Annotated in this window: 17 protein-coding genes and 1 other RNA gene; 11 read left to right on the top strand and 7 right to left on the bottom strand. The window is 45.1% G+C overall.

Annotated elements, in window-relative coordinates:
• Positions 1-225 precede the first annotated feature (225 nt).
• From sucA to AC1DN5_RS10715, 3 genes are all read left to right on the top strand, one after another.
• Complete coding sequence (gene sucA, locus AC1DN5_RS10725; RefSeq protein ID WP_047474624.1) at positions 226-3,060, top strand: 2-oxoglutarate dehydrogenase E1 component; 2,835 nt, start codon at positions 226-228, stop codon at positions 3,058-3,060.
• A 15-nt stretch (positions 3,061-3,075) separates the two neighbouring features.
• Entirely contained in the window at positions 3,076-4,323 is a 1,248-nt protein-coding gene (odhB, locus tag AC1DN5_RS10720; protein WP_366969273.1) for a 2-oxoglutarate dehydrogenase complex dihydrolipoyllysine-residue succinyltransferase, read from the top strand.
• 73 nt (positions 4,324-4,396) lie between these two features.
• Complete coding sequence (locus tag AC1DN5_RS10715; protein ID WP_064778114.1) at positions 4,397-5,143, top strand: MBL fold metallo-hydrolase; 747 nt, start codon at positions 4,397-4,399, stop codon at positions 5,141-5,143.
• Between the two features lie 27 nt (positions 5,144-5,170).
• Here the strand turns inward: AC1DN5_RS10715 and AC1DN5_RS10710 are convergent, their stop codons facing one another.
• On the bottom strand, positions 5,171-6,142 hold the full coding sequence (locus AC1DN5_RS10710; protein WP_366969274.1) for a bile acid:sodium symporter family protein: 972 nt from the start codon (positions 6,140-6,142) through the stop codon (positions 5,171-5,173).
• A gap of 204 nt (positions 6,143-6,346) precedes the next feature.
• Here AC1DN5_RS10710 and AC1DN5_RS10705 point away from each other — a divergent pair, with 204 nt between their 5' ends.
• Positions 6,347-7,684, top strand: coding sequence for a sodium-dependent transporter (locus AC1DN5_RS10705; protein WP_047474630.1), 1,338 nt, complete (start codon positions 6,347-6,349; stop codon positions 7,682-7,684).
• Between the two features lie 39 nt (positions 7,685-7,723).
• Here AC1DN5_RS10705 and AC1DN5_RS10700 read toward each other — a convergent pair whose 3' ends face one another.
• The 3 genes from AC1DN5_RS10700 to AC1DN5_RS10690 form a co-directional block, all read right to left on the bottom strand.
• On the bottom strand, positions 7,724-8,569 hold the full coding sequence (locus tag AC1DN5_RS10700) for a superoxide dismutase (RefSeq protein WP_047474633.1): 846 nt from the start codon (positions 8,567-8,569) through the stop codon (positions 7,724-7,726).
• Complete coding sequence (locus AC1DN5_RS10695) at positions 8,566-10,449, bottom strand: terpene cyclase/mutase family protein (protein ID WP_366969275.1); 1,884 nt, start codon at positions 10,447-10,449, stop codon at positions 8,566-8,568. The genes AC1DN5_RS10700 and AC1DN5_RS10695 overlap by 4 nt, the downstream gene beginning before the upstream one ends.
• Positions 10,450-10,544: 95 nt before the next feature.
• Positions 10,545-12,032 (bottom strand): aldehyde dehydrogenase family protein, encoded by a 1,488-nt coding sequence (locus tag AC1DN5_RS10690; RefSeq protein WP_045926171.1) that lies wholly within the window; start codon positions 12,030-12,032, stop codon positions 10,545-10,547.
• Positions 12,033-12,214: 182 nt separating this feature from the next.
• On the opposite strand from AC1DN5_RS10690, the gene AC1DN5_RS10685 reads away from it, so the two are divergent.
• Positions 12,215-12,418: a DUF6501 family protein gene (locus tag AC1DN5_RS10685; RefSeq protein ID WP_007407979.1), complete on the top strand. Its 204-nt coding sequence runs from the start codon at positions 12,215-12,217 to the stop codon at positions 12,416-12,418.
• Positions 12,419-12,790: 372 nt separating this feature from the next.
• Positions 12,791-13,135: a PH domain-containing protein gene (locus AC1DN5_RS10680; protein WP_003153783.1), complete on the top strand. Its 345-nt coding sequence runs from the start codon at positions 12,791-12,793 to the stop codon at positions 13,133-13,135.
• 44 nt (positions 13,136-13,179) lie between these two features.
• Here the strand turns inward: AC1DN5_RS10680 and AC1DN5_RS10675 are convergent, their stop codons facing one another.
• Both AC1DN5_RS10675 and AC1DN5_RS10670 read right to left on the bottom strand, forming a co-directional pair.
• Positions 13,180-13,413: a hypothetical protein gene (locus AC1DN5_RS10675; protein WP_003153785.1), complete on the bottom strand. Its 234-nt coding sequence runs from the start codon at positions 13,411-13,413 to the stop codon at positions 13,180-13,182.
• Positions 13,410-13,682, bottom strand: coding sequence for a hypothetical protein (locus AC1DN5_RS10670; protein WP_016936599.1), 273 nt, complete (start codon positions 13,680-13,682; stop codon positions 13,410-13,412). The genes AC1DN5_RS10675 and AC1DN5_RS10670 overlap by 4 nt, the downstream gene beginning before the upstream one ends.
• A gap of 73 nt (positions 13,683-13,755) precedes the next feature.
• Here AC1DN5_RS10670 and AC1DN5_RS10665 point away from each other — a divergent pair, with 73 nt between their 5' ends.
• On the top strand, positions 13,756-14,238 hold the full coding sequence (locus AC1DN5_RS10665; protein WP_016936598.1) for an Hsp20/alpha crystallin family protein: 483 nt from the start codon (positions 13,756-13,758) through the stop codon (positions 14,236-14,238).
• Here AC1DN5_RS10665 and AC1DN5_RS10660 read toward each other — a convergent pair.
• Positions 14,225-14,458, bottom strand: a complete 234-nt coding sequence (locus tag AC1DN5_RS10660) for a hypothetical protein (RefSeq protein ID WP_016936597.1) — start codon at positions 14,456-14,458, stop codon at positions 14,225-14,227. The genes AC1DN5_RS10665 and AC1DN5_RS10660 overlap by 14 nt on opposite strands.
• 92 nt (positions 14,459-14,550) lie before the next feature.
• Here AC1DN5_RS10660 and AC1DN5_RS10655 point away from each other — a divergent pair, with 92 nt between their 5' ends.
• From AC1DN5_RS10655 to ssrS, 4 genes are all read left to right on the top strand, one after another.
• Entirely contained in the window at positions 14,551-14,931 is a 381-nt protein-coding gene (locus tag AC1DN5_RS10655; RefSeq protein ID WP_366969277.1) for a hypothetical protein, read from the top strand.
• 83 nt (positions 14,932-15,014) lie between these two features.
• Positions 15,015-15,506: a TraR/DksA family transcriptional regulator gene (locus AC1DN5_RS10650; RefSeq protein WP_366969279.1), complete on the top strand. Its 492-nt coding sequence runs from the start codon at positions 15,015-15,017 to the stop codon at positions 15,504-15,506.
• A 145-nt stretch (positions 15,507-15,651) separates the two neighbouring features.
• Complete coding sequence (locus AC1DN5_RS10645; protein ID WP_003153791.1) at positions 15,652-16,278, top strand: FMN-dependent NADH-azoreductase; 627 nt, start codon at positions 15,652-15,654, stop codon at positions 16,276-16,278.
• A gap of 224 nt (positions 16,279-16,502) precedes the next feature.
• A non-coding RNA gene (gene ssrS / locus AC1DN5_RS10640) (6S RNA) lies at positions 16,503-16,688 on the top strand.
• Positions 16,689-16,761: the final 73 nt, after the last annotated feature.

The following is a 16,761-nucleotide window of genomic DNA, read 5'->3' as shown; positions in this document are numbered from 1 at the left end:
TTTTTCCTATGCTTTTTCGCTTTTTATTTTAAAATGATTTAATTTTTTCGTTATGGATCTGTTTTTTTTACTATTTTGTGAACAATCAAGGTAGAATCCAAACGCAATCAGTGGTAAAATATCCTTGGAAGCGTTTTTATTACATAATTTTGGGCACAGTGTTCAAAAGTTATTTCAAGATAGTGAAATGATCACTTGATTATCTAGGTTGGGGGTAATATTCAAATGTTTCAAAATAATATGAAACAAAGAATGAATTGGGAAGATTTTTACGGACCGAACCTCGGCTACGCACTGGAGCTGTACGACCAATATGCTGAAGATCCAGACAGCATTGATCCGGATCTGAAAGACATGTTTGACGAACTCGGCGCTCCGCCAAGCCAGATAAAAGAGGCATCGGGAACAAAGGAACAGGGACGCGTCACCGCAGATCTGATTCAAAAGATCGCAGCAGCAGTTAAACTTGCAGAAGATATTCGAACCTATGGCCATCTGAACGCTTCCGTCAATCCGCTCAGAAAGGATCAAATAAAGAGCGAGCTCTTTCCGTTATCCGAGTACGGGCTTACAGAAGAAGAACTGAAAGCAATACCCGCGTCTGTCATCTGTAAAGACGCACCTGCCAATATAACGAACGGCTTAGAAGCCATCCAGCATTTACGCAATACGTATAAAAGAACCATCTCCTTTGAATTTGACCATGTGCATGATTTTGAAGAGCGCGCATGGATTACAAAAATGGTCGAATCCGGAGAACTCTTCCGGAAAAATTCACCGGAAAAACTGTCAGCCGTTTTAGAAAGATTGACGGAAGTAGAAGGATTTGAACAATTTTTACACCGGACATTCGTCGGTCAGAAACGTTTCTCAATTGAGGGATTAGACGCGCTTGTGCCGGTTCTTGACGACATTATCGCCCAGTCTGTGAAAGCAGGCACAACCAATGTCAATATCGGAATGGCGCACAGAGGCCGTTTAAATGTCCTCGCGCATGTGCTCGGAAAACCATATGAGATTATTTTCTCAGAATTCCAGCACGCGCCGAATAAAGATCTTGTACCGTCTGAAGGCTCGACCGGAATCAGCTACGGCTGGACGGGAGACGTAAAATACCACCTCGGTGCAGACAGACAGCTTCAGGATGCCGAAACCAAAAGCGCGCGGATTACGCTCGCGAATAACCCGAGCCACCTGGAATTCATCAATCCGATTGTTGAAGGAAGCACGCGGGCGGCACAGGAAACAAGAACGCAAAAGGGGTACCCGGTTCAAGACGAAACAAAATCGCTCGCCATTTTAATACACGGTGACGCAGCGTTCCCGGGAGAAGGAATTGTCGCTGAGACGCTGAACTTAAGCTCTCTGAAAGGCTATCAGGTCGGCGGGGCCATTCATATCATCGCCAATAATATGATCGGCTTTACAACTGAAAGCGATGAATCCCGTTCTACAAAATATGCCAGTGATTTGGCGAAGGGCTATGAAATCCCGATCGTTCACGTCAACGCGGATGATCCTGAAGCATGCCTGTCAGCCGTTAAGTTTGCGGTCGAATACCGGAAGCGTTTCAATAAAGATTTCTTAATCGATTTAATCGGGTACAGACGGTACGGCCACAATGAAATGGATGAGCCGTCCACGACACAGCCGATGCTGTATGACGCCGTCAGAAAACACCCGACTGTCAAGCGGATCTTTGCGGAAAAACTCGTAAGTGAAGGCCTGATCAGCGAGGAAAAAGCGCAAAACATTGAAACGGCAGTGACAAAACGTATTGAAGACGCCTATAAAAAGGTGCCCGCCAAAAAAGAAGACGCCGTACGGGAAATCGAATTGCCGGAACCGGTGTCCAACGGTTTTCCTGACGTTGACACAGCAATTGATTTTGATGTTCTCCGCAAGCTGAACGGCGAACTTATCAACTGGCCGGAATCCTTTAACGTGTTCGGCAAGCTGAAAAGAATTTTGGAAAGACGCGCCAAAGCGTTTGATGATGATCGTAAAGTGGAATGGTCATTGGCTGAATCGCTTGCGTTTGCTTCCATTTTGAAAGACGGCACGCCGATCCGGCTGACCGGACAGGATTCAGAGCGCGGAACGTTCGCTCAGCGAAACCTTGTGCTGCATGACAGCGAAACAGGAGAAGAATTTGTTGCACTCCATCATTTAGACGACTGTGCTTCTTCATTTACGGTGCATAACAGCCCGCTTTCTGAAGGGTCGGTTCTCGGCTTTGAATATGGGTACAACGTGTATTCGCCTGAAACGCTCGTGATGTGGGAGGCGCAGTACGGGGACTTTGCCAATGCGGCTCAAGTCTATTTTGATCAATTCATCTCTGCAGGACGGGCAAAATGGGGACAAAAATCAGGATTAGTCATGCTGCTCCCTCACGGTTACGAAGGACAGGGGCCTGAACACTCCAGCGGCCGCGTCGAGCGGTTCCTGCAGCTGGCGGCAGAAAACAACTGGACGGTGGCCAACCTGACAAGTGCGGCTCAATATTTCCATATTTTAAGAAGACAAGCGAAAATGCTGCTTCGTGAGGAAATCCGCCCGCTTGTGATCATGACGCCGAAGAGCCTGCTGCGCAATCCGAATACGGTATCTGAAGTGCAGGAACTGAGCGAAAGCAGATTCAAGCCGGTCTATGAGCAGTCCGGTCTTTCCCACGCTTACGAAAAAGTGACTCGCGTCGTGTTATCAAGCGGAAAAGTGTCAATTGACATCAGCGATCACTTTAACAAAATGGAAGGCGATAAAGATTGGCTTCATATTGCCAGAATCGAACAGCTGTATCCGTTCCCGGCAAAAGACACGAAAGAACTTTTCGCCAAACTGCCGAACCTGCAAGAGATCGTTTGGGTTCAGGAAGAGCCGCAGAACATGGGGGCTTGGAGTTATATCAGCCCGTATCTGACGGAAATCGCGCCGAAAGGAGTAAATGTTCAATACATCGGCCGAAGAAGACGATCCAGTCCCGCAGAAGGAGATCCGACAGTCCACAAAAAAGAACAGGAACGCATTGTATCTGATAGCTTGACTCGCAAAAACTAAGGGGGAAATGTAAAAATGGCGGAAATTAAGGTACCTGAATTAGCAGAATCAATCTCAGAAGGAACGATAGCCCAATGGTTAAAGCAGCCCGGTGACTATGTAGAACAGGGTGAGTATTTGCTTGAACTGGAGACGGACAAAGTAAATGTTGAATTGACAGCAGAAGAATCGGGTGTTCTAAAAGAGGTATTGAAAGATTCGGGTGATACCGTCCAAGTAGGAGAAATTATCGGCACCATTACAGAAGGCGCTGGCGAAAGTTCTGCACCTGCCCCTTCAGAAAGTGCTCCAGCCAATGAACAAACGAAAGAGGAAGCAAAAGCTGAACCGGCTGCTCAAGAAGTCAGCCAGGAAGCACAATCAGAAACAAAATCAAAAACGGTTGCGTCTCCGGCTGCACGCAAGCTGGCAAGGGAAAAAGGAATTGACCTTTCACAAATTCCGACGGGGGACCCGCTCGGCCGCGTACGCAAACATGATGTGGAAGTTTATGAAAAGCCGGCTCCAAAACCTGCGGCACAGCCGAAACAGCAGGCTCAAAAAACACAGCAAAGCTTTGACAAACCTGTAGAAGTGCAAAAAATGTCCCGCCGCCGACAAACGATCGCGAAACGATTGGTTGAAGTGCAGCAGACTTCTGCAATGCTGACGACGTTTAATGAAGTGGATATGACGGCCGTTATGAATTTAAGAAAACGCCGTAAAGACCAATTCCTTGAGCAAAATGAAGTAAAACTTGGTTTCATGTCTTTCTTCACAAAAGCCGTCGTGGCAGCATTGAAAAAATATCCGCTCCTTAACGCTGAAATTCAAGGCGATGAGCTGATCGTGAAAAAGTTTTATGATATCGGTATCGCTGTCGCGGCTGAAGAAGGGCTTGTCGTCCCAGTCGTGCGTGACGCTGATCGTCTGACATTCGCCGGCATTGAAAGAGAAATCGGCGAGCTTGCGAAGAAAGCGCGAAACAATAAATTAACATTAGGTGAGCTGCAAGGAGGCTCCTTCACGATCACAAACGGAGGTACATTCGGCTCGCTTATGTCAACACCAATCCTAAACAGCCCTCAAGTCGGAATCTTAGGTATGCATAAAATTCAGCTGCGCCCAGTAGCGATTGATGCCGAGCGCTCTGAAAACCGTCCGATGATGTACATCGCTTTATCATATGATCACAGAATTGTAGATGGCAAAGAAGCGGTCGGATTCCTTGTCACCATTAAAAACCTGCTTGAAGATCCGGAACAGCTGTTGCTGGAAGGGTAATTTGTGTCAGATAAAAAGTACACTGCTTTTACAAGCGGTGTACTTTTTTTATTGAGGAAGGGGAGAAATGCAGATGAAAAACTGTTATCCGCTTGAGATTGAATTTGAACATAATGGAGAATGGCATTCTATCACGCCGGTTCTTCTGCAAGACGAACATGACACGATTTTAATAGACTGCGGATATCCCGGCTTTACAAACCGTCTTCAACATGCTGCTGCCCGGCACGGTATGCCGCTTCATTCATTGACAAAAATCATTGTAACGCATCACGACATAGACCATATCGGCTCACTCGCTGCATTGCTCCGATTGTATCCGGATATCAGCGTGACAGCACACGAACATGAAGCGCCGTATATTGACGGCTCCAAAAAATCTTTACGGCTTGAGCAGGCTGAATCTACGTTTTGTTCATTGCCAGAGGAAGCAAAACCTCATGCAAAACAGTTCATCCGCTCGCTTCAATCAGCCGAATCGGCTCCGGTTCACCGGACAGTTACTGACGGCGAGCTGCTTCCTTGGTGCGGAGGCATTCGCATTGTGGCCACGCCGGGTCATACACCCGGCCATATCAGCCTTTATCTGCCTGCCGAAAAAATAATGATCACAGGCGATGCGGTCGTTATTGAAGACGGAAAGCTGAACCTTGCTCATCCCGGCTATACGTTACATATGGGAGATGCGGTCCGTTCCGTAGAGCGGCTGCTCGATTATGATATCAGCCAATTGATTTGTTATCATGGAGGTTTATTTCAGGGGAATGTAAAAAAAGCGCTTTTGCGCCTGTTTCGTGATCTGCAGAAAAAACAAGGATAGGGCGGCTGCCGCCCTATCCTTGTTCAGTTATGAAAGCGGAATCTTTGCTGTTTCATCCTCTTCTGCGCTGTTTTTCCCTTTTTTCTTAGACCAGTAGGTGGCAAGAGCAGATCCTGACAGATTGTGCCATATGCTGAAAATCGCACTCGGTACGGCTGACAGAGGGGAGAAGTGTGCTGTCGCAAGCGCCGCGCCCAGTCCGGAGTTTTGCATCCCGACTTCGATCGCAATCGCTTTTTGCGAAGCATAATCCATTTTGAACAGCTTTGCGGTCAGGAATCCTAACAAATATCCGATTCCGTTATGTAAGATGACGACTGTCACAATCAGCAGTCCTGATTGAAGCAGATGTTCACGATTTACGCTTACAACAGAGGATACAATTGCTACGATGCCGATTACCGACACGAGAGGAAGCACGTGAACGGCTTGGCCGACTTGTTTTTTGAAGAGCAGCTTCACAATTACACCGAGGATGATCGGTAAAAGCACGGCTTGCATAATGGAAACAAAAAGTGAGCCGAAAGAAACAGGGAGCCATTCTTTTGCAAACAGCATAATAAGTGCCGGCGTTACAATAGGAGCAAGCAATGTTGAGATTGTAGTGACCGCAACTGAAAGCGCCGTATTGCCTTTTGCCAAAAAGGTCATAACATTTGAGGCGGTGCCGCCCGGACAGCACCCGACCAAAATGACGCCCGCTGCAATTTCTGCGGGGAGGCGGAGCCCGGCTGATAAACAGAAAGCCGTAAGCGGCATAATCGTAAACTGAGCAACGACCCCGATGATGACATGCCAAGGTTTCCTGATTAATTCCTTAAAATCGTCTGTTTGAAGAGTAAGCCCCATTCCAAACATAATAATACCTAGAAAAACCGTCATATAAGAACTGATCCAAGAAAACAAATCAGGATAGGCAAATCCTAAACCAGCAAAGACGATCACCCATAAGCCGAAAGTTTGTCCCGCAAACCCGCTTATTTTTTTCAACCATTCCATAAACACAGCTCCTTTTTCATCCAATCAATCAAGTCAGAAAATCTGACTGACTTTTCTGTATTCCATTATAAATAATATTCTGAATAATTCAATATTAAATATAAGTTTTTTATAATTATATTATGTCAACTAATATCTTCTTGACTATTCAGACATATATTCTTACAATTGATTTTTATACTGAAATGAATTGGGAGTGCTGAAGTGAAAGAAGCTAATCAATGGTCATCTAAGCTGGGATTTATTTTAGCTACGGCCGGCTCTGCAATCGGGCTCGGCGCAATATGGAAGTTCCCTTACGTAGCGGGAACCAGCGGAGGCGGCGCTTTTCTGCTCGTTTTTATTTTATTTACGATTTTAATCGGACTGCCGCTTCTGCTTGCTGAATTTATTATCGGCAGAAAAACGCAAAAAAACGCCGTTGAATCTTATAAGGCGCTTGCGCCGGGGAAAAAGTGGCATTGGATCGGATATCTCGGAATCATTACGTGTTTTATTCTATTATCCTTCTACAGCGTAGTGGGGGGATGGATATTAATCTATATTATAAAGGGCTTTACAGGCGGTTTATCGCTCACATCCGGATTTGATACGTTATTTATCGATACCATTTCAAACCCTTATGCAGCGGTTTTCGGCCAGCTGCTGTTTATCGTGCTGACGATTTTAGTTGTTGCAAAGGGGGTAAGCAGCGGCATCGAAAAAGTAAGTCAGGTGCTGATGCCGGCTCTGTTTATTCTCTTTATTCTTTTAATGATCCGCTCCGTTACGCTTCATGATGCAGCGAAGGGGTTAAAATTCTTCTTCATGCCCGATTTCGGCGCGATGGACGCCAATACCATTTTATATGCGATGGGACAGTCATTTTTCTCGTTAAGCGTCGGAGTATCCGTAATGGTTACATACAGTGCGTATTTAGAAAAAGAAGAAAATATTGTTCAATCCGCTGTATCAGTGACGGTATTAAATGTCCTTGTTGCCGTGATGGCGGGCGTGGCGATTTTTCCGGCGGTGTTTTCATTCGGCCTCAAGCCGGATCAGGGCCCGCAGCTTTTGTTTAACGTGCTTCCGACCGTCTTTAACCATATGCCGTTCGGTATCGTGTTTTTACTCGCCTTTTTGCTGCTGTTTTTATTTGCGACACTGACATCGGCTTTTTCAATGCTTGAGATTTTGGTTGCCGTTTTGTCAAAAGGCGATTCGGCAAAACGAAAGCGGTATGCATGGATTGGGGGACTTGCCATCTTTATTGTCGGCGTGCCTTCTGGGCTGTCGTACGGAATGTTGAGTGATGTTTCAATTTTTCACCGCAGTATTTTTGACGCCGCGGACTTTCTGGTCAGCAATGTCTTAATGCCGCTTGGCGCGCTTTTAATTGCCGTGTTCGTCCCGCTGAAAATTCCGAAACAGGCGCTGTTTGATGAACTGAAAAGCGGTTCAGGAATTAAACGGAAATGGTTTGCAGTCTGGCTCCTGTTAATCCGTTATGTGTCTCCTGTAGCCATTATTATTGTTTTTCTGCACGTGCTCGGTATTTTTTAAATGAAAAGAAGCAAGCCCCCGTTCAAAACGGGGGCTTTTTTAATAAAGCGGCCACATTACACGGTGCGCTTGCTCGAACCGTTTCTCCGCCTCCCGCCAGTCAACGACATTCCACCATTGATCCACGTAAGCCGCGCGGTCATTTTTATATTGTAAATAATAGGCGTGTTCCCATACATCTAAAGGGAGCAAAGGAATGACGTCCCATTGGCTGTAAAGCTGATGCTTCTCAGCTGCCAAAATCTCCAGCCGCCCCGAGCGCGGCGCCCAGACAAGGATAGCCCAGCCGACGCCTTCGACTTTTTTAGCTGCCTGAGAAAATTGTTCTTTAAAAGCAGAATAGCTCCCGAATGATGAGTCAATCATTTGAAAGAGAGCGCCCGTCGGCCGTCGTTTTCCGTTTGGGTTCATGGAAAACCAGAAAATACTGTGCAAATAATGGCCGGCGCCGTGAAACGCCAATTGCCGCTCCCAATGCGCAACTAAGTCGTACTGTTTCATCTGCCGCGCTTTTTTCAGCTCCAGTTCAGCATGATTCAGGCCGTCAACATAGCTCTGATGGTGTTTTGTATGGTGAAGTTTCATGATTTCCCTTGAAATATACGGTTCCAGTGCGGAATAACTGTAAGGCAGCTTAGGCAGTACATGCTTGCCGATCGGCACAAAAGCTCTGGGCTCATCCGGCTCTTCCGATTGGGTAATGTCCCGGTAAAGTCCTGATGCCTGTTCGTACCATTCCGCCTCCGTTAATCCGTCATCCTGAAGAGTGTGAAAAATCCGGTCGATTTGTGCCGCGAAGCGATCGAACCGGCCTTGCTGAATGACTTGTTCCTTCAAGGTTTCACACCAATTCAGCATCTCGGTTTGATAAGCGTGCCGTTTCATTTTTCTTCCTCCTTTTCACTCACTTTCATAAAAGTGCTGAGCGCAAGCAAAGAAAATACATACGGGTAGCTGTGATACTTGATGTAAAATTGTTTCGGAAGGCCGATTCCAGTCGGATAGCTGAAAGGAGCTCCCTCGTAATGCCGGTTTTCAATAAGAAAAGATATCCCTTTTGTGATGGCCTGGTGATGTGGTTTTTCGTATTGCAGCAAAGCTTCCGCAGCCCATGCAGTCTGTATAACCGTTCCGTAAGAAAGGGGGACATAAGTTTTGATTTCTGCGCTTTTACAGGATTCTCCCCAGCTTCCGTCCTCATTTTGAATAGACTTCAGCCAGCGGATCGCTTTTTTTACGGCCGGGTGGTTATGGCTGACACCGCAAGCTTTCATGCCCGTCAGCGCAGCCCATGTTCCGTAAATATAACAGACACCCCATCTGCCGTACCATGAACCGTCCTGTTCTTGATGGCGGAACAGCCATTGGACGGCTTTTTCAATCTGGGGATGATCAGAAGAAAGCCCCGCTTCCCCTAAACAGTGAAGCACCCGTCCGGTTAAGTCGCTTGTTGAAGGGTCAATGGCCGCTTCCTCAGCCGATTCAAGCGGGAGCAGGCGGATCAGCGGATGATTGACATTTTTCTCAAAAGCAGAGAAGCCCCCGTCACTATTTTGCATGGACAAAAGCCAGCTCAGTCCGCGTTCCCATGAGCCGGGATAAAGTTTTCGCGGGATGGCTTTGAGCACTGCCGCTGTGTCATCACAATCAGGATTATTCGTATTGATGTTTGAAAAACCCCATCCTCCCGGTTCTGCATGCGGGTTGTGGACGGCCCAATCCGCCACTTTCGTCTGCTGCCGTTCACGCAGAAAGCGGGCGGCGCTTGTTATCATCTGATCGTTATCTGAAATGCCGCTTTTTATGAGCGCATAGTTGAGAAGCGCCGTATCCCAAACGGTCGATGTTGAATTTTCCAGATACGGTATATTGCCGCAAGACGTGAGTAAAGCTTTCGTGCCGGCAAGCGCTTTTCTGATAACAGGGGAGTGGCGTGATACACCGAGAGCGAGCAGGCTGTACACCATAAAAATAGTGGCGCTCGCATAGCTGTACAATGTGCCGTCTTCTTCAATCCGGTCAAGCATATATGTTTTGGCCGTACGGAGACCAAGCTGGTGAAAGGCGGCGGGAATCTGCAAAAGCCGTTTCCAATGCGCAAATAGAGAAGAGAGATCTCTGTCCTCTTCCTGATCGGAACGAAGCCATGTAAACGGATTTTTGGTCATATGCGGATCTAAGTGTGCGAGAGACGGAACGTTGGGATTTTTCAGTGAAAATCTTTTATTAAGCGTCACAGCCATCGGCACAAAATGGATCCGCGCGTATGTACTGAACTGATAAAAATGCAGCGGGAAAGAGGGGGGAATCACTAAGAAAGATAATGGCAGGTGCAGTGCGGGCCACGGATAAAGGCCGTTTGCCGCAAGCATCCACTTTGTCATGAAATGTACGTTCCGCAAGCCGCCGTTAGAGATGATAAAACGTTCGGCCTGAATCATATGCGCCTCAGAACGATTATATAAGCCGGAAGCCAGCAAGCCGACATAGCCTTGTACAGTGGCGGTCACATTTCCCTTCCGTTCATCGGGATAATTGGCAAATGTTCCGTCCGGACGCTGCTTTGCGCGGATGCCTTTTGCAAGCTCAGCGATCAGTTCTTTATCATTGTCTCCGAGAGAAGTGAGAAGGAGGATCAGAAAGGCGTTTGTCAAAATCGGGCCTTCAAAACAAAATGACCATGAGCCGTCAGCATTTTGCCTTTCTCTTAATAGCGAGATGGTTTTCTTTTGACGGCTTCTGACTTTTTCACGAATTGTGCTCACACTCGCTCAACTCCTTCAGAAGCATATATATTCATATGCAAAAGGCGGCATGACACAAAAAAGAAACTGCTGGCAGGCAGCAGTTTCTCGTTTTATTAATCTTCCAGACTGATCCAGACGCTTTTCACTTCTGTATAATTATCCAGCGCGTAAGAACCCATTTCCCGTCCGAGGCCGGATTGCTTATAGCCGCCGAAAGGAGAGGCCGCGTCGAATACATTGTAGCAGTTGACCCAAATGGTGCCGGCCTGGAGACGGTCAGCAATGTAATGGGCGTTTTTTACATTCTCAGTCCAAAGTCCGGCTGCAAGGCCGTATTCCGAGCGGTTCGCACGCTCAATGACTTCATCTACCGTATCATACGGAATAGCGGCTAAAACCGGGCCGAAAATTTCTTCTTTTGCGATGGCCATGCTGTCATCCACGTCCGCAAATACTGTCGGGGAGACAAAATACCCTTCTTCAAACGGACAGCTTCCGCCTGTAACAGCTTTGGCTCCTTCTGCTTTTCCTTTTTCAATATAAGAAAGCACGCGTTCATGCTGTTCCTTACTGACGAGCGGACCGATTTGCGTATCTTGGTGAAGACCGGCTCCCTGCCGAAGCGATTTCGCATATGAAACCATTTCGCTTACGACCTCATCATATTTATCTTTGTGAATGAAGACACGGGAGCCGGCACAGCATACCTGCCCCTGATTAAACATGACCCCGTTTAAAGCGCCGGGAATGGCTTTTTTCAAGTTGGCATCAGGCAAAATGATGTTAGGTGACTTACCGCCAAGCTCCAGCGTTACGCGCTTGATACTTTTCGCGGCTTTCTCCATAATCTTTTTGCCGATTTCTGTAGAACCGGTAAAAGCGAGTTTATCGACATCGTCATGGTTGGTCAGCGCTTCCCCGGCCGTCTCGCCGAACCCGGGAACAATATTGATGACGCCGTCAGGAAAGCCCGCCTGATCAATTAATTCAGCTAAATAGAGGGCGGTCAGCGGTGTCTGCTCCGCCGGTTTCAAAACGATTGTACATCCTGTGGCAAGGGCGGCGCCCATTTTCCACATCGCCATAAGGAGCGGGAAGTTCCAAGGGATGATTTGCCCTACGACGCCGACAGGCTCATGGCGGGTGTAATTAAAATATGAGCCGGCGACCGGAATCGTTTGTCCGGTTATCTTTGTGGACCACCCGGCATAATAACGCATATGCTCAATTGCCAGCGGAATATCTCCATTCGTCGTTTCATTAATCGGTTTTCCGTTATCAAGTGTTTCAAGCTGCGCGAGTTCAGTCTTGTGCTCTTCCATTAAATCGGCAAGCTTATACATCAGCCTGCTTCTGGAAGCGGCCGGCATTGTGCGCCATTCGCCGTGATCAAAGGCTTTGCGTGCCGCTTTCACTGCACTGTCAATGTCTTCTGCCTGTGCCTCGTAAAGCGTCATCAAAGTTTCTCCGGTTGCCGGATTCGGTGTGACAAAGGTTGATCCTGAAGCGCTCGGAACAAATTTTCCGTCAATATAAAGCTTCTTCGTGCCTTGCAAAAATGTTTCCAGCCTTTTTGTGATCTGCATCGTTAAAGAACTCATTCGTAACAAACCTCCCGAAATTTTTTATGGTCTGTTTTGAGCATCTTGATGTCCGCGCAAAGTAAGCGCATACAGTCATTCTATAATACAGAGCCAGGTAAAATCAATTGATAACCGTTATTGCAATTCACAAGAAAAAACGGCTACAATAAGCTTATCGATGAAGAAAAGGAGTTTTACAGATGATTCATAATAATTGGCAGACAAAAGAAAGCGTTAAAAAGGTAAAATGCGTACATACAGATGCGAAAAAATACATTGTCAAAAACGTACTGACGCCCGGCAAAGAGTATGAGGTCAAAAATGAAACAGAAGAATTTATTTTTGTCGTGGACAACACAAATAAAGTCGGCGGCTTCTACAAAGAGTATTTTGAAGAAGTCTAAAGCTGAATGAATTTATTTTGCTTCAGCATGTTCGGAAAAAGCACGGACAAATAAGGAACAATTGAAGATACAGATCGTTGATGTTTTGTTGAAACCGCGGCATTCAGAGGCCGCGGTTTTTTACGGCGATATGAAAAAACTGACTTTTCGAAAAAAGTATGGTTTTCTTGAAACCTTTTCTTCTGCAAAACCGTATTACTTCATAACAGAGCACCTTTCGCGAAAAGGCCTATCCGATGAACGTTCTGAAAATGTAATCTGTTCGTAATGGTTTAAATGCTGTCTATGTCGTATTCTTATATAGGGATAAAGAACTTATTTTTTTATGTATTTGATAAAATATAGTATAGAAGCAGAAAGTGGGGTTCTTCATTGGGAATTTTTTCTGTCAGCAGATCAACCGACACAAAAAAGCTGGAGGCTTTGCTCGTTGAGGGAGAACGGATCGAAACGATTTATAAACTGCGGGTTGACCAAATATGCTTTACAAATAAACGAGTGATTTTCTTTGATAATAAAATGTTCTCCAAAAAGAAAGTGCGCGTCTTCCTTCCATATAAAACAATTGAAAGCTTCGCCATTCAAGAAGCAGGGATGTTTGATCCTGATACGGGCCTCGTATTAATGACAAGGGGAAAAACATTCGAATTGGAGTTTGCAAAAGAAACGGACTTGACCGAGGTTCAAGCCATTTTAACAAAATACTTATGCAGCTAAATATGACATAAAAGCCATCCGAATGCAGGCGGATGGCTTTTTTATTAGATAATGCTTGTTTTTCCGGAGTTCGAATCAATGAGATCCGGATCAGCAATAGAACTGATGGGGATATAAATCGGCGCCAAATCACCGTTTTCTTCACCGAAGCCATAGTTAATCTTATTGGATAAAAAATAATCGATTTGCTGATACGGGCCGATCGTAATGGAAGAGCCCCGGTCGACCGCATTCACTTTAAAGCCTCCTACATTTACCAAAACCGGCGAAAACATCATAATGGGTCTCCTTTCCCGGCGGGGATTTTGCCGCATGCTGACTCGAAGGTAGACGGAGCATCAATTTGATCTCTGTCATCCACTTTCCCATTCGTGCCGAAAAAGCCGCTAGCATCCCCGAAATTCTGTCCGTACCCCTGATTCTTTTTATCGGAATTCTGCCATTCCGCCAGTAAATTCTGTCCGACATTCACCGCTGAAGCATTTTCAAAGGAATTAATTTTCAACATGAAAATATTAATATTGATATATGGAGTTGGTTGAACCACAGGCAAACCTCCTTTAATACAGGTGTATGCCGGCTGTTATGACCGTATGCTTAGACAGGAGGACGATAAAAAAATGGATTTCGACAAGATGAAGCAATGGATGGAAATGGCGCAAAACATGTCCGGCGGTGATTTTTGGAAAAACATTTTTGATGATGAACAATTGAAATCATTTCAAAACGGTCATTCTCATTTTCCCTTTCAGCAGGGAGATGGGCAAATGAGAAGAAATGAGGATGCTTTTCCTCTTATAGATATAGTGGAAACCCATGATGAACTTCAATTTTTGCTGTATCTGCCCGGCTATCGGAAACAAGATGTTCAGCTTTTGTCTTACGGAGAATATATTGTCGTAAAAGGCACGAGAAAATCCTTCTTCAATGAACAGGATTTTAAACAGAAGACCGGAAAATACGGCGATTTCGAAAAAAAACTCGATCTTCCTCATTCTGCTCAGGGAACGAAGGGGATGCAGGCGGTATTCAAAGACGGAATTTTATATATCTCAATTGCTAAACATTTGGGGGATGCAAGCCATATTATTATCGAAGGCTGACCTTATTTGCGGTGCCGTCTATCAGATCTGAATCATCAATACTCATGATGGGGATAGCGACAACAGTGCAATCTCCGCTTTGTTCACCATATCCTTCATTTCTTTTATTAGCGGCAGTGCGCCTCAGTATAACGGAAGAACCGGTGTTAAAAGCCGCTCCGCTGCTGATTCCGTTTATTTTTATATGCTCAAAGTTAATAACGGATGGAAAAAACATCATCATTCACCTCCTTTTTGTATACCATGTTTATATATTCGCAATACGGGACGCCTAGAACTTTCCAAGAGTGACGGGGAAAGAAGTGATTTTCTTTGAAAAAAATAATGAAAGAGCTTTTCAAAAAAGTATGTGAAGAAGAATTAGACAGGCTTCAGAAAGTGGAACAGCAGCTTGATGAGCTTCAGAATAAATGTCATTCTGAACCGCAAACGGTTGAAGGGGAAAAAACGTATGTCCATATCGAGAGCGTAAAAGTGGACAAAGTGGAATACAACATTGACTTTGAAAAGCTGAATATAGGAGAGCTGAGCGGAATGCTGAATATCGGCGCCACATACCATACGCCGGAGCACCAACTCAAAAAAGCCTGCCCTGAAGAATTTCGGGACAACCAGGATAATAATCCGGTGAAAGAAAAAAGACAGACAAAACAGCAGACACCGAGTGTCAACATCAGGGGGAGAACACATTGAGACCCATTGTTTCAGCCGCCTTTTTCGAGGGTATGTAATAAATGAGAGCAGCAGGAATACAGACGAAAAAGGAGATGCTGAATATGTCATTATCAAAAGAACAGCGGGACAGCCTTTATCATAAATTAATCGATTTAAAGGACGGTCTTCAAGGAGAATCAAAAGTAAAACATTCAATGAGGGAAGACACGGGAGAACTGTCAAACGGAGTAGATAATCACTTAGCTGATCACGGAAGCATTTATTTGGACAGGGTTACGAACCAAACTTTGGATGAAGTCGATCAGAATCTTTTAGATGAGGTGAATGCCGCGCTTGAGCGGATGGATAAAGGAACATACGGAATATGCGAAAAAACGGGAAAAGAAATCCCTTATGAAAGGCTTGAAGCCGTTCCGTACGCCAGAATGACCGTTGAAGCGCAGCGGGAAGCAGAGGGGGATGTGAAAACAGACGCCCCTTCATATGAAAGAGAATTTCACGAGCAGGTGAAAGACCTCTCAAATAAAGAAACCGTTGATCAAAAAAACTCACAAACTTACGAAATTCTGGATCGCGAGCAGGATTCACAATAATATCAGCAGGTACATTCACATGTACCTGTTTTTTTATTCCATAAAAAAATCTCAGAATCGAAATAAAAATGTTGACTTTATATAAAAAAGAAAGTAACATACTATTTGTAAGTGAATATTAAAAGATTACCGGGAGGAATTTAGAATGTCTCAAGTATTATTTGTAAAATCAAGTGACCGTACGGCTGAAGAAGGCGTATCAGTAAAATTATATGAAGCGTTTCTCGCTGCTTATAAAGAAAACAATCCGAATGATGAAGTAATTGAACTTGATCTTCATAAAGAAAACCTTCCTTACCTCGGAAGAGATATGATTAACGGAACATTCAAAGCTTCAAAAGGAATTGAAATGACAGACGAAGAGAAAAAACAAGCGTCAACAGCTGACATTTACTTAAACCAATTTGTCAAAGCTGACAAAGTCGTGTTTGCATTCCCGCTTTGGAACTTCACAGTGCCTGCTGTGCTTCATACTTATGTTGATTACCTGTCTCGCGCAGGGGTTACTTTCACATACACGCCTGAAGGCCCTAAAGGTCTGATGGGAGATAAAAAAGTAGCGCTCTTAAACGCACGCGGCGGTGTATATTCTGAAGGACCGATGGCATCTCTTGAAATGTCATTAAACTTCATGAAAACCGTTCTCGGCTTCTGGGGAGTTCAAGATCTTCACACAGTTGTCGTTGAAGGCCACAATGCTGCGCCTGATAACGCTCAAGCGATCATTGAAAAAGGACTGCAAGAAGCGAAAGATCTGGCTGCAAAATTCTAATCTAATTGCCGAAAACTCTTGCACCCAAATAGGGTGTGAGAGTTTTTTCTATTATATATAGAAGAAACTGGTGACAGCTTTCGCAGCAATCTTATATTGATATATTGATATTTTGTCGAAAAAACAACTTTTATGGAGAAGAAAGCATTTTTTGCACAGAAAAAAGGTTTTCTGTAAAAGAATTAACCCCCTTGCCAAAATACGACTGATGGTGTAGGATATAAGAGAAGCTACATTGTTCGTATTGTTAATTAAGTTTTAACCTTTAAGCTGTAATAGGGAGTTTTATATCGAAGCCGGAATGTCATGCCTCCATTGCAGAGGACGACAGGAACGCTTCTGCAAACACCCACTTTGAGGAGTGGTGGTTTAAAACTTTCTTACTTGCGTACGGCATACGTAGCGAAAGCCATTTCCCTTGCGGAGATGGCTTTTTATTTTGAATTGACCTTGAGCAGCGTACTTTATCAGTATGATAAAATA

The organism is Bacillus sp. 01N42_2, from assembly GCF_056399565.1.
Note: the sequence above shows the minus strand (reverse complement) of the source record. Positions and strands in the feature narration are given on the sequence as shown.

What these genes read in the sequence shown, in the direction of transcription:
- AC1DN5_RS10665 (WP_016936598.1), top strand. Translation starts at nt 13,756, where the DNA reads ATGGATTTCGACAAGATGAAGCAATGGATGGAAATGGCGCAAAACATG.
- AC1DN5_RS10710 (WP_366969274.1), bottom strand. Translation starts at nt 6,142, where the DNA reads ATGGAATGGTTGAAAAAAATAAGCGGGTTTGCGGGACAAACTTTCGGC.
- AC1DN5_RS10650 (WP_366969279.1), top strand. Translation starts at nt 15,015, where the DNA reads ATGTCATTATCAAAAGAACAGCGGGACAGCCTTTATCATAAATTAATC.
- AC1DN5_RS10645 (WP_003153791.1), top strand. Translation starts at nt 15,652, where the DNA reads ATGTCTCAAGTATTATTTGTAAAATCAAGTGACCGTACGGCTGAAGAA.
- AC1DN5_RS10675 (WP_003153785.1), bottom strand. Translation starts at nt 13,413, where the DNA reads ATGATGTTTTCGCCGGTTTTGGTAAATGTAGGAGGCTTTAAAGTGAAT.
- odhB (WP_366969273.1), top strand. Translation starts at nt 3,076, where the DNA reads ATGGCGGAAATTAAGGTACCTGAATTAGCAGAATCAATCTCAGAAGGA.
- AC1DN5_RS10690 (WP_045926171.1), bottom strand. Translation starts at nt 12,032, where the DNA reads ATGAGTTCTTTAACGATGCAGATCACAAAAAGGCTGGAAACATTTTTG.
- AC1DN5_RS10685 (WP_007407979.1), top strand. Translation starts at nt 12,215, where the DNA reads ATGATTCATAATAATTGGCAGACAAAAGAAAGCGTTAAAAAGGTAAAA.
- AC1DN5_RS10715 (WP_064778114.1), top strand. Translation starts at nt 4,397, where the DNA reads ATGAAAAACTGTTATCCGCTTGAGATTGAATTTGAACATAATGGAGAA.
- sucA (WP_047474624.1), top strand. Translation starts at nt 226, where the DNA reads ATGTTTCAAAATAATATGAAACAAAGAATGAATTGGGAAGATTTTTAC.
- AC1DN5_RS10660 (WP_016936597.1), bottom strand. Translation starts at nt 14,458, where the DNA reads ATGATGTTTTTTCCATCCGTTATTAACTTTGAGCATATAAAAATAAAC.
- AC1DN5_RS10700 (WP_047474633.1), bottom strand. Translation starts at nt 8,569, where the DNA reads ATGAAACGGCACGCTTATCAAACCGAGATGCTGAATTGGTGTGAAACC.